Genomic DNA, 12,562 nt, shown 5'->3' on the forward strand with positions numbered 1-12,562 from the left:
ATTTTACATAAAATACTGGTCTAGTTTCGTGATGTCTTTTTTAAGCAATTTGTCCTTTGATAACTTCAAAAGATATTATTTTTCAGTTGACATACTACCGCAGGTCTTTTCCATCATTAATTGTTTTCATTGTGTCAATCAGTTTATTTAGTTGAATTAATAAAGAGCGATATTCTTGCTCTGTAATTCCTAAGTTTGTAGCCATCGTTGTCGGTAATGAACAAGCCTTTTCCTTTAAATCTTTGCCCTGTTCTGTTAATTCAATACAAACTTTTCGCTCGTCTTCTTTGGAACGAACACGTTTTACAAGTTTTAATGATTCCATACGTTTTAACATAGGTGTTAACGTACCAGAATCTAAAAATAGACGTTCTCCAATTTCTTTTACTGTTAGTCCATCTTGCTCCCATAGTACGAGTAAAGTAATGTACTGGGGATACGTAATACCCATTTCTTCTAAATAAGGTCGATAAAAACGAGTAACCTCTCTAGAGCAGGCGTAAATAGAAAAACAAAGTTGGTTATCTAGATGCAAAGAGTCTTCTGTCATAAATAACTCCCTTCTAATTAAGTTGTGCACAATTTAATTTTGTAAAACCAATATAACGAAAAAGAAATACAATGTCAAATACATTGTATTGAGAAAGTCTTTGTTACATTTTGGAACAATCATACATATTTTCCTTCATGATGAAAGAAGATAGGGAAGATGATGTTATAATTTATATGGAATAGTTTCCATCACTTGATTATGAGGGCTTTTTTTGGTAACGTACAAATAGAGTTATTAATTTATAATCATTATAAAGTAGAAATTTTTTTATTAGTGTTACTGAATCTCCTGTATTACATACGGAGAATAATTAAAAAATAATCGGTTGTTCACACGATTGTCAGATTCATAAGAGGAAAGTTGTATTATGATAGTAGATAAAGTGATAAAACGGGTGAAGGGGGACATGCTGCGTGCATATTCTTGTTGTTAGTGTAAATTATCGAACAGCCCCTGTAGAATTTCGTGAGAAACTCACATTTCAGGCAGCAGAACTAGAGCGAGCGATGACTACATTACAAAATCAAAAGAGCGTGTTAGAGAATGTCATTGTATCAACTTGTAATCGCACTGAGATTTATGCTGTTGTCGATCAATTACACACGGGACGGTATTATATTAAGAAGTTTTTAGCTGATTGGTTTCAGCTTGAAATAGAAGAAGTCGCACCATATTTAACTATTTTTGAACAAGATGGCGCAATAGATCATTTATTCCGCGTAACGTGCGGTTTAGATTCAATGGTAGTCGGAGAAACGCAGATTTTAGGTCAAATAAAAGATAGCTTTTTAGAAGCGCAACAAGTTAAAGCAACAGGCACAATTTTTAATGAATTGTTTAAGCAAGTCATTACATTAGCAAAACGTGCCCACTCAGAAACAACAATCGGGGAAAGTGCAATGTCTGTTAGTTATGCTGCTGTTGAGCTTGGAAAGAAAATATTTGGCGAGTTAACAGATTGTCATGTGCTTATTCTTGGTGCTGGTAAAATGGGCGAACTTGCACTACAAAACTTATATGGAAGTGGTGCTCGTAAAGTAACAGTTATGAATAGGACGCTTTCGAAAGCAGAAGTAATGGCTGAGAAATATATGGGACATGCAAAATCGTTAAGCGAATTACAATGTGCATTATTAGAAGCAGATATTTTAATTAGTTCAACTGGTGCATCTGAGTATGTCATTACGAAAGAGATGATGACAAAGGTGGAGAAAATGCGCTCTGGTCGTCCATTATTTATGGTTGACATTGCAGTGCCGCGTGATATTGATCCAGCGATTGATGAGCTAGAAGGTTCTTTCTTGTATGATATTGATGATTTACAAGGAGTAGTGGAGGCAAACCGTGCTGAGCGTTTGAAAGAGGCAGAGAAAATTCAATTTATGATTGAAGAGGAAATTGTTCTATTTAAAACGTGGTTAAGTACACTTGGTGTTGTTCCATTAATATCAGCTCTTCGTGATAAGGCACTTGCAATCCAAAGTGAAACGATGGTAAGCCTAGAGCGAAAAATACCAAACCTTAGTGATCGTGAGAAAAAAGTTATTAGTAAGCATACGAAAAGTATTATTAATCAATTATTAAAAGACCCAATTTTAGTAGCGAAAGAAATAGCTGCTGAAGAGGGAGCGAGCGAAAAATTAGCGTTATTTGCAAAGATTTTTGATTTAGAAACGGAAGAAGTAGAGAGTCGTGCGGAAGAAGTAGAACATAAAAGAGTGTGGACACCATCCGTTCCATCTTTATAATTTGGAAGGATGATCGGATGAGTTTTTTAAATAACAGTATTATTTATCATATTGCAATTATTTTATATGCTTGTAGCATTAGTTTATATTTTATAGATTATTTCCAAAGTAACCGAAAGGCGAACCGATTTGCTTTTTGGTTACTTGCGATTGTATGGGTCCTGCAGTCTATTTTTATGTTGCTTAGAGCTACAGATTCAGAAACGAATCCTATTTTAACTTTATTATCAGGGATTTATTTTTATGTTTGGTTATTGATTACGATGTCGTTAGTTATTAATCGATTTATGAGAATTGACTTTTTAGTCTTTTTTACAAATGTTGTAGCATTTGGCGTAAGCGCTTTTTCTATTTTTACACCGCTCGGAAAGATGTCGCCAGTACTTGCGGAACAATTAGTTTCAGAACTTGTATACGTGCATGTCGGTATGGCAATTATTTCTTACGCAACGTTTACTGTATCGTTCATTTTTTCTATTATGTATTTATTGCAATATCGCCTATTAAAAAAGAAAAAATGGAATGCGAGATTAAGAAGGTTAGGGAATTTACCGAAGCTAGAATCTATGTCTTACGGATTAAATTTATTTTCTGTTCCATTTTTCTTACTAGCAATTTTATTAGGATGTATATGGGGATATACAAAATTGGATAATTTCCATTGGTATGATACGAAAGTAATCGGATCTTTTGTCGTTCTATTTGTGTATTGCACAGGTTTGTATTTACGAGCGGCAGATGTGTTGCAAGGTAAGAAAATTGTACAGTGGAATATCGGATCGTTTCTCGTAATGCTAGTAAACATTTTTCTATTAAGCAGTTTGTCCAATTTCCACTTTTGGTATTTATAATGAGGAGAGAGAATTATGCGCAAAATTATTGTAGGATCACGAAAGAGTAAACTAGCATTAACGCAAACAAACTGGTTTATTGATCAGTTAAAAGCCCTAGGTCTACCATATGAATTTGAAGTGAAAGAAATTGTCACAAAAGGTGATGTTATTTTAGATGTTACTCTTTCAAAAGTAGGCGGAAAAGGCTTGTTCGTTAAAGAAATTGAGCATGCGTTACTTACGAAAGAAATCGATATGGCTGTACATAGTATGAAAGATATGCCAGCCGTACTTCCAGAAGGTTTAATGATTGGCTGTACACCAAAGCGTGTTGACCCTCGTGATGCTTTTATCTCAAAAAATGGAGCATCGTTTAAAGAGTTAGCGGAAGGTGCTATTTTAGGTACGAGTAGTTTAAGACGTAGTGCACAGCTACTCGCTGCGAGACCAGATTTACAAGTGAAGTGGATTCGCGGGAATATCGATACACGTTTACGTAAATTAAAAGAAGAAGATTACGATGCGATTATTTTAGCGACAGCTGGATTACAAAGAATGGGCTGGGATAATGATGTTATTACAGAACATTTAGATGATACGTTATGTGTACCTGCTGTAGGACAAGGTGCATTAGCGATTGAGTGTCGTGAGGATGATAAGGATTTATTGCAGTTGTTAGCGCATATTAATGATACGATAACAGAAAGAACAGTGGCAGCGGAGCGAGTATTTCTTCATAAACTTGAAGGTGGATGCCAAGTTCCAATTGCTGGATATGCAACCCTTACAGAAAACGATGCAATCGAATTAACAGCTCTTGTCGGCTCTATGGATGGCTCTGTTTTATTAAAAGAGACAGTAGTGGGTACTAATCCTGAGGAAGTAGGGTTAGAGGCCGCGGACCGTTTAATTAAACAAGGCGCCAAAGAACTCATTCTTGCTGCAAATAAGGAGCAACAATAAATATGAACGCTCTCGCTGGAAAAACGGTATTGATTACACGTGCCCAGCATCAAGCGAAACAAATGAGTGTAGCAGTGAAAGAAAAGAGCGGAATTCCATTGGAAATTCCGCTTTTGCGTATGGAAGGTATGTCTCATAGGCAAATTCAACATATTGAAGAGCAGCTACATTCATACGACTGGGTTATTTTTACGAGCAGAAATGGTGTAGCTTTTTTTCTAGATAGTTTAAAAAAGAAACTACCGCTAACCATTAAAATCGCTGCGGTAGGTGTGAAAACAAAATTAGAGTTAGAAAAAAGGGGCTATCAAGTTCATTTTGTTCCGACTTCATTTGTTGCAGAAGCATTTGCAGAAGAGTTTCTAAAAGAATTAAGTGGAAACGAACGTATTTTATTTCCGAAAGGGAATTTAGCAAGAGAGGTAATTCCGGTTGCACTTCGGGAAATTGGTGTTTCTCTAGATGAGCTAATCGTATACGGTACGAAAGTGAATATAGAAAAAAAGCAAGAACTTATAGCAGCATTGAAGTTAGGGAAAGTAGACATTATTACATTTACGAGCCCTTCAACTGTTACTAGTTTTGTTCGTTTACTTGAGGGTACAAACTGGAGAGAATGGACAAAAAAATGTACAATTGCTTGTATAGGACCTATTACGGAAAAAGAGGCAAGTCTTTATTTTCCGTCTGTTATTATGCCGAAAGAGTACACTGTAGAAGCATTACTACAATATGTTTGTGAATCTATAAAATGAAAGAATGGGGATAGAAATCTATGAACTCTTTACAATTTAATCGTCATCGTCGTTTAAGACAAAGCGGGGGCATGCGTGCACTTGTGCGTGAAACGTTTTTACATACGGAAGATTTTATTTACCCTATTTTTGTATTAGAAGGTGAAAATGTTCGTAATGAAGTTCCTTCTATGCCGGGCGTATATCAAATGTCTTTAGATTTATTGCAAGCTGAAATGCAAGAAGTTGTTGATTTAGGTATTCGTTCTGTTATTGTATTTGGTTTACCTGCTGAAAAGGATGAAGTTGGATCATCAGCATATTGTGATCATGGAATTGTACAACGTGCTATTCAGCAAATTAAAGGTGATTTCCCTGAGCTAGTAGTAGTTGCAGACACATGTTTATGTCAATTTACAAGCCATAGTCATTGCGGTTTAATTGAAGATGGGATTATTTTAAATGACGAGTCTCTTGCAGTTCTTGCGAAAACAGCTGTAAGTCAAGCGAAAGCAGGAGCGGATATTATTGCGCCATCAAACATGATGGACGGCTTCGTAACAGCAATTCGTCATGCATTAGACGAAAATGGTTTTGGACACGTGCCAGTTATGTCGTACGCTGTGAAATATTCATCAGCATTTTATGGACCATTCCGTGATGCTGCGCACGGTGCACCGCAATTTGGTGACCGTAAAACATATCAAATGGATCCGGCAAACCGTATGGAAGCATTCCGTGAAGCAGAATCAGATGTAATGGAAGGTGCAGATTTCTTAATCGTAAAACCAGCTCTTTCTTACTTAGATATCGTTCGTGATGTGAAAAATAACTTTAATTTACCAGTTGTCGCTTATAATGTAAGTGGTGAATATTCGATGATTAAAGCGGCAGCGCAAAATGGTTGGATTAATGAAAAAGAAGTTGTTCTTGAAAAATTAATTAGTATGAAACGTGCAGGGGCAGATTTAATTATTACGTATCATGCAAAAGATGCAGCAAGATGGTTACAAGAAGGAGGCGCTAAATAATGAAAAAGTTTGATAAGTCAATTGCAGCGTTTGAAGAGGCGCAAGACTTAATGCCTGGTGGCGTAAATAGCCCGGTCCGTGCCTTTAAGTCTGTTGGGATGAATCCGTTGTTTATGGAGCGTGGAAAAGGCTCTAAAGTATATGATATCGATGGGAATGAATACATCGACTACGTATTATCATGGGGTCCTTTAATTCATGGTCATGCAAATGATCGTGTTGTAGAAGCGTTAAAATCTGTTGCTGAAAGAGGTACAAGCTTCGGTGCACCAACAGAAATTGAAAATAAATTAGCAAAACTTGTTATTGAGCGCGTGCCATCAATTGAGATTGTGCGTATGGTTAACTCTGGAACGGAAGCAACAATGAGTGCACTACGTTTAGCTCGTGGTTATACAGGTCGTAATAAAATCTTGAAATTTATCGGTTGTTACCACGGTCATGGTGATTCGTTATTAATTAAAGCTGGTTCTGGTGTGGCGACTTTAGGTTTACCAGATAGTCCTGGTGTACCAGAAGGTGTAGCGAAAAATACGATTACAGTAGCTTATAACGATTTAGAAAGCGTAAAATACGCGTTTGAACAATTCGGTGATGATATTGCTTGTGTAATTGTAGAACCAGTAGCAGGAAATATGGGGGTTGTTCCTCCGCAGCCTGGATTTTTAGAAGGTCTTCGTGAAGTAACAGAAGAAAACGGTGCATTGCTTATTTTTGATGAAGTAATGACAGGGTTCCGAGTAGCTTATAATTGTGGCCAAGGTTATTATGGCGTAACGCCTGATTTAACATGCCTAGGTAAAGTAATCGGTGGTGGTTTACCGGTAGGAGCATACGGTGGTAAAGCGGAAATTATGCGCCAAGTTGCGCCAAGCGGACCGATTTACCAAGCTGGTACTTTATCAGGTAACCCACTTGCAATGGCGGCAGGTTATGAAACGTTAGTACAGTTAACGCCAGAATCATATGTAGAATTTGAGCGTAAAGCTGAAATGTTAGAAGCTGGATTACGTAAAGCAGCTGAAAAACATGGCATTCCGCATCATATTAACCGTGCAGGCTCTATGATTGGTATTTTCTTTACAGATGAACCCGTTATTAATTACGATGCAGCAAAATCTTCAAACTTAGAATTCTTTGCGGTTTACTATCGTGAAATGGTAGAACAAGGTGTATTCTTACCACCATCTCAATTCGAAGGTTTATTCTTATCGACAGCACATAGTGATGCAGATATTGAAGCGACGATTGCAGCAGCTGAAATTGCAATGTCAAAATTAAAAGCGTAATGTATTAGAGAAAATCGCTCTCCGTAAGGGGAGCGATTTTTTTTATTCATAAAGTAAGCTTTCCGCACATAAATCTGTAATGACATATAGTTTGGGAGGGGGAAAAGAAGTGGCTACAGATCATTCATTACGATTTTCATTAAAAGAATCTGTGTGGTTCCAAAAAGGACAGGAAGTCGAAGAACTTTTGTCAATTTCGTTAGATCCAGACGTTGAGATAGAAGAGCTTGATCATGAAGTAATCGTGAGAGGACAATTAGATTTAACGGGAGAGTATGTTGCACGAAAAGATGATTCCGCGTATTCATTAAGAGAACTATCGCCAGCAAAGTCAATTGATTATGTAGAAACAAGAGAAGATGGGGTTAATGAACTTGTTCATTCCTTTCCACTTGAAATATCAATTCCGAGAAATCGAGTGAAAGTAATTGAAGAGCTATATGTATCAATCGAGGAATTTGATTATGAATTAAAGGAAAATGGTTGCTTACAATTATTAGCGGATATATCTATTACCGGTTTGTGTGATGAAGAGAGAAGCGAGGATGAAGTTGAAGAGGAAGAGGAAGAAACGGTGTATGCTGAGTTAGAAGAAGATTCAGCGCAAGAGGATGAAAATAGACCGGCGCCGCATGTAGAAGAACCAGCATATAAGGAATCAGATGAGTGGGAAGATTACGCGTTTGAACCGTTCCAATTAGAGGAAAGAAAAGAGCAGGAATTAGAAGAAGAGAAAATAGAAGAACATGAATTTGTGGAACGTGAAGAGGAGCAAGAAACAACGCCGCAATTTGAACTGTTCGGACGAAAAGATTTCAAGAAAGAAAAAGCGAAAAAGCAGGAAGAACAAGAAGAAGAGTACTCACAGCGAGATGAAAATGCGCTTTATTTAACAAAACTATTTACGAAAGAACCGGAAGAAGAATTTACAAAGTTAAGAATGTATTTCGTGCAAGAAGGGGATACAATTGAATCTATTGCAGACCGTTATGAAACGTCTGTACAAAATTTATACCGTGTCAATCAAACAGAAGATATATTTTTAAATACGGGGCAAATTATTTATATTCCCGTTTCAAGGGTAAAGGCGAAATAAGGAAGTGAGTGTTTTCACTCACTTCCTTTCTTAGAGGCTATGTTTTGAATAGAAAGGGTTATTCGTATGGATATTGAGTTGCGAAATCACTATGAACCTATCGTGAGGCAATATAGATTGGATACGCAGCATATGGAAGAGCACGGAAATGTAATGAAAATTTATACGAATCAAGGTCCATATGCACTCAAGAAAATAGAAGGCAGAAAGTTAGAGCGGAATAACTTTCTGCATCATATTCAATATTTGAAGGAGAAAGGTTTTTCAAATTATGTACCTATATATCATGCGACGGATGGAAGTTATATTTTAAGTGACGGGACGTATAATTATTATTTAATGCCTTGGTTAGAACGTGCAGAAGGAAACGGTGAGGACAATGATCAATACCATAAAATGTTTCAGACACTTGGAACGTTGCATCAAAAAACTGTGAAGGAAGAAACGTATACGGAAGAAGATTTAGAAAAACATTATACAAGTATATCCGATCGTTGGGAAAATGATGGTGAGATGTTAGAAGAGTTTCTCGTAGAATCTGAATCAAAATGGTATATGTCCCCGTTTGAATTGCAATATTGTACGTACTATCATCATGTAATGAGAGCGCGTGAATTTGCAACGAAGCAATTAAATGAGTGGAACGATGCGATGAAAGAAAAAGAGAAAACGCGTATTACTTTTGTGCATGGTAATGTGTCACTGAATCATTTTTTATTTGACTATGAGCGGAATGGCTATTTTATTAGTTTAGAAAAATCGAAGTTTGCAACGCCTGTGCAAGATATAGTAGGTTTTTATTCACGGTCTTTAAACACATATCCAATCGCAAGAAGTGATCGGTTTGAATGGTTTCAAATGTATCAAAAAAATTTCCCTTTTACGAAAGAAGAGCAACTACTTATGTTTGCGTATATGACGTATCCATCGCAATTTATTCGGCAAATCCAGTCCTATAAGAAAAGAAGAGATAATCGCAACGAGGAAAATGAACTGCGCGGAGTAAAGAGTTTGCAACAATCGCATTGGCTCGTTAGCAATATAGAATATTTCCTGTCACAATTACAAGCTGCCCAGCAAGGGAACGGATAAAGTAAACATTCCCCGCTGATGATTAGCCTTCACCAATTGGGCGTTTACGGGCAGCAGGGCTCCCATCTAACTTCTTTGCTTCAGCTGAGTTTTGAGGTGGAGGTCTTACTGCCCACAAATAGCGTGGTAAAGAAGATAAGTAGAGGATTCTACTTATCTTCTTTTTGGCACGAAAAGCTGTAGTTTTAAATTTATCTTGACGAATAAGGTTTCGTTTTTTACACTATTGTATATAATAATTAACAATCATATAAATGCCTTGAAGGGGAAGAGTATAACATGAAACGTCTTCAGAGAGGAGAATCATTAGCTGGGAGATTCTCTAGATAGTTATGTTAGAAGGTAGCCCTGGAGCATCTTTTCTGAACAGAATAGTTCTTATTAGGAAAAGACGGATTTGTCCGTTATCAAATTAAGAGTATAAGCAAATTATGAATTTGTTTGTAAATAAAGGTGGTACCGCGATGTCCCTCGTCCTTTTTGGATGAGGGACATTTTTTATTTTAAGGAGGGAAAATAATGTCAAACACGGAAAAGAATTTACCAACTAAATATGATCATATGTCCGTTGAAGAAGGCCTTTATCAATGGTGGCTTGAAGGCAAATATTTTGAAGCAACAGGAGACGAGAAGAAACAACCGTATACAATTGTAATTCCACCTCCGAACGTAACTGGTAAGTTACACTTAGGTCATGCTTGGGATACAACTCTTCAAGATATTTTAACTCGTACGAAGCGTATGCAAGGATACGATGTACTATGGCTTCCAGGAATGGACCATGCTGGTATCGCAACACAAGCGAAAGTAGAAGGAAAACTTCGTGAAGAAGGTATTTCACGTTACGATCTTGGCCGTGAAAAATTCCTTGAAAAAGCTTGGGAGTGGAAAGAAGAGTACGCTTCTCACATTCGTCAACAATGGGGGAAAGTTGGTTTAGGACTAGACTATTCTCGTGAACGTTTCACATTAGACAAAGGTTTATCAGATGCGGTTAATAAAGTATTCGTTCAATTATACGAAAAAGGCTTAATTTACCGTGGTGAATATATCATCAACTGGGATCCAGCTACACGTACAGCTCTTTCTGATATTGAAGTAATTCATAAAGAAGTTCAAGGTGCATTCTACCATATGAACTATCCGTTAACAGATGGTTCTGGTCATATTCGTCTTGCGACAACTCGTCCAGAAACGATGCTTGGTGATACAGCAGTAGCAGTTCATCCAGAAGACGATCGTTACAAACATTTAATCGGAAAAACAGTTACACTTCCAATCGTAGGCCGTGAGATTCCGATTATTGCTGATGAGTACGTAGAAAAAGATTTCGGAACGGGCGTTGTAAAAATTACACCAGCTCATGACCCGAATGACTTTGAAGTAGGTAACCGTCATGACTTACCACGCATTTTAGTAATGAACGAAGATGGAACAATGAACGAAAAAGCTGGTAAGTATAACGGTATGGATCGTTTCGAATGCCGTAAAGAATTAGTAAAAGACTTACAAGAAGCTGGCGTATTAGTAGAAATCGAGCCACATATGCATTCAGTAGGTCATAGTGAGCGTAGCGGTGCAGTTGTTGAGCCTTATTTATCAACACAGTGGTTCGTAAAAATGGCTCCACTTGCTGAAAAAGCAGTAGCGCTTCAACAAAAAGAAGAAGAAAAAGTAACGTTCGTACCAGAGCGTTTTGAAAACACATATTTACGTTGGATGGAAAATATTCATGACTGGTGTATTTCTCGTCAATTATGGTGGGGACACCGTATTCCAGCTTGGTACCATAAAGAAACTGGTGAAGTATACGTAGGTACAGAAGCACCAGCAGATATTGAAAACTGGAATCAAGATAACGATGTACTTGATACATGGTTCAGTTCAGCGTTATGGCCATTCTCAACACTTGGTTGGCCAAATGAAGATTCAGCAGACTTCAAACGTTACTATTCAACAGATGCACTAGTAACGGGTTATGATATCATCTTCTTCTGGGTATCTCGTATGATTTTCCAAGGTTTAGAGTTTACAGGCGAGCGTCCATTTAAAGATGTATTAATTCACGGTTTAGTTCGTGACGAGCAAGGTCGTAAAATGAGTAAATCTCTTGGTAACGGTATTGACCCAATGGATGTTATCGAGAAGTACGGTGCAGATGCAATGCGTTTCTTCTTATCAACAGGAAGTGCACCAGGTCAAGATTTACGTTTCAGCATGGAAAAAGTAGAATCTACTTGGAACTTCATTAATAAAATTTGGAACGCATCACGTTTCGTATTAATGAACATGGATGATATGAAGTATGAAGAAATCGATTTAACTGGTGAAAAATCAGTTGCGGATAAGTGGATCTTAACTCGCTTAAACGAAACAATCGAAAGCGTAACACGTAACATGGATAAATATGAGTTCGGTGAAGCTGGTCGTTCATTATACAACTTCATTTGGGACGATTTCTGTGATTGGTATATTGAAATGGCGAAACTTCCACTATACGGTGAAGATGAAGCAGCTAAGAAAACAACTCGTTCTATTTTAGCTTACGTATTAGATCAAACAATGCGTCTATTACACCCATTCATGCCATTCGTAACAGAGAAAATTTGGCAACATTTACCGCATGAAGGCGAGTCTATTACAGTAGCTGCGTGGCCAACAGTTCGCGAAGATTTACAAGATACGGAGGCTGCGGCAGAAATGCACCTTCTAGTTGATATCATTCGCTCTGTTCGTAACATCCGTGCAGAAGTAAATACGCCAATGAGCAAAAAAGTTCAAATGCAAATTAAAGCAAAAGATGAGGCTGTACTTGCTCAACTTACGAAAAATAGCTCTTACATTGAGCGTTTCTGTAACCCAAGCGAATTAACAATTCAAACAGACTTACAAGCGCCAGAAAAGGCAATGACTGCAATCGTATCAGGTGCAGAGTTATTCTTACCGTTAGCTGATCTTATCAATCTTGATGAAGAGAGAGCTCGTCTTGAGAAAGAACTTGAGAAGTTCGATAAAGAAGTAGAACGTGTACAGAAGAAACTTTCTAACCAAGGTTTCGTAGCGAAAGCTCCTGCAGCGGTTATTGAAGGAGAGCGTGCGAAAGAGCAAGATTACCTAGAAAAACGCGAAGCAGTTCGTCAACGTCTAGCAGATCTTGAAAAGTAAAAATGTTTTTAGAGACTCACTATATTGGTGAGTCTCTTTTCTTTGCGTATAATAGAAC

Annotated in this window: 10 protein-coding genes and 1 other annotated feature; of the genes, 9 read left to right on the top strand and 1 reads right to left on the bottom strand. The window is 37.4% G+C overall.

Features of this window, described 5'->3' with window-relative positions; genetic code table 11:
* Positions 1–94: 94 nt before the first annotated feature.
* The gene (locus MR168_RS14375; RefSeq protein ID WP_086412564.1) at positions 95–550 is read right to left on the bottom strand and encodes a MarR family winged helix-turn-helix transcriptional regulator; all 456 of its coding nucleotides are present in this window, start codon (positions 548–550) and stop codon (positions 95–97) included.
* Between the two features lie 416 nt (positions 551–966).
* Here MR168_RS14375 and hemA point away from each other — a divergent pair, with 416 nt between their 5' ends.
* The 9 genes from hemA to MR168_RS14420 all read left to right on the top strand — a co-directional run bounded on the left by hemA (position 967) and on the right by MR168_RS14420 (position 12,504).
* Positions 967–2,301 (top strand): glutamyl-tRNA reductase, encoded by a 1,335-nt coding sequence (hemA, locus tag MR168_RS14380; RefSeq protein ID WP_000547868.1) that lies wholly within the window; start codon positions 967–969, stop codon positions 2,299–2,301.
* Between the two features lie 17 nt (positions 2,302–2,318).
* Positions 2,319–3,152 carry a cytochrome c biogenesis protein gene (locus MR168_RS14385; RefSeq protein WP_000008991.1) on the top strand — a complete coding sequence of 278 codons (834 nt, stop codon included), beginning with the start codon at positions 2,319–2,321 and terminating at the stop codon, positions 3,150–3,152.
* 15 nt (positions 3,153–3,167) lie between these two features.
* The gene (hemC, locus tag MR168_RS14390; RefSeq protein WP_001226407.1) at positions 3,168–4,097 is read left to right on the top strand and encodes a hydroxymethylbilane synthase; all 930 of its coding nucleotides are present in this window, start codon (positions 3,168–3,170) and stop codon (positions 4,095–4,097) included.
* A gap of 2 nt (positions 4,098–4,099) precedes the next feature.
* Entirely contained in the window at positions 4,100–4,852 is a 753-nt protein-coding gene (hemD, locus tag MR168_RS14395) for a uroporphyrinogen-III synthase (protein ID WP_086412563.1), read from the top strand.
* A gap of 20 nt (positions 4,853–4,872) precedes the next feature.
* Positions 4,873–5,862, top strand: coding sequence for a porphobilinogen synthase (gene hemB, locus MR168_RS14400; protein ID WP_242291401.1), 990 nt, complete (start codon positions 4,873–4,875; stop codon positions 5,860–5,862).
* Positions 5,862–7,151, top strand: coding sequence for a glutamate-1-semialdehyde 2,1-aminomutase (gene hemL / locus MR168_RS14405; protein ID WP_086412561.1), 1,290 nt, complete (start codon positions 5,862–5,864; stop codon positions 7,149–7,151). Before hemB ends, hemL begins: the two co-directional genes overlap by 1 nt.
* A gap of 79 nt (positions 7,152–7,230) precedes the next feature.
* The gene (gene spoVID, locus MR168_RS14410; RefSeq protein WP_140159417.1) at positions 7,231–8,247 is read left to right on the top strand and encodes a stage VI sporulation protein D; all 1,017 of its coding nucleotides are present in this window, start codon (positions 7,231–7,233) and stop codon (positions 8,245–8,247) included.
* 66 nt (positions 8,248–8,313) lie between these two features.
* Positions 8,314–9,339 (top strand): spore coat protein YsxE, encoded by a 1,026-nt coding sequence (ysxE, locus tag MR168_RS14415; RefSeq protein WP_000350658.1) that lies wholly within the window; start codon positions 8,314–8,316, stop codon positions 9,337–9,339.
* A 250-nt stretch (positions 9,340–9,589) separates the two neighbouring features.
* Positions 9,590–9,821, top strand: a binding site (T-box leader).
* Positions 9,822–9,858: 37 nt separating this feature from the next.
* Positions 9,859–12,504 (top strand): valine--tRNA ligase, encoded by a 2,646-nt coding sequence (locus MR168_RS14420; RefSeq protein ID WP_000072250.1) that lies wholly within the window; start codon positions 9,859–9,861, stop codon positions 12,502–12,504.
* The last annotated feature ends 58 nt before the right edge of the window (positions 12,505–12,562 follow it).

Source organism: Bacillus cereus group sp. BfR-BA-01356 (genome assembly GCF_022663635.1).
Classification (GTDB): domain Bacteria; phylum Bacillota; class Bacilli; order Bacillales; family Bacillaceae_G; genus Bacillus_A; species Bacillus_A cereus.

Coding starts and splice junctions, on each gene's coding strand:
- MR168_RS14385 (WP_000008991.1), top strand. CDS start 2,319: ATGAGTTTTTTAAATAACAGTATTATTTATCATATTGCAATTATTTTA.
- MR168_RS14375 (WP_086412564.1), bottom strand. CDS start 550: ATGACAGAAGACTCTTTGCATCTAGATAACCAACTTTGTTTTTCTATT.
- hemD (WP_086412563.1), top strand. CDS start 4,100: ATGAACGCTCTCGCTGGAAAAACGGTATTGATTACACGTGCCCAGCAT.
- hemB (WP_242291401.1), top strand. CDS start 4,873: ATGAACTCTTTACAATTTAATCGTCATCGTCGTTTAAGACAAAGCGGG.
- hemL (WP_086412561.1), top strand. CDS start 5,862: ATGAAAAAGTTTGATAAGTCAATTGCAGCGTTTGAAGAGGCGCAAGAC.
- spoVID (WP_140159417.1), top strand. CDS start 7,231: ATGACATATAGTTTGGGAGGGGGAAAAGAAGTGGCTACAGATCATTCA.
- hemC (WP_001226407.1), top strand. CDS start 3,168: ATGCGCAAAATTATTGTAGGATCACGAAAGAGTAAACTAGCATTAACG.
- MR168_RS14420 (WP_000072250.1), top strand. CDS start 9,859: ATGTCAAACACGGAAAAGAATTTACCAACTAAATATGATCATATGTCC.
- ysxE (WP_000350658.1), top strand. CDS start 8,314: ATGGATATTGAGTTGCGAAATCACTATGAACCTATCGTGAGGCAATAT.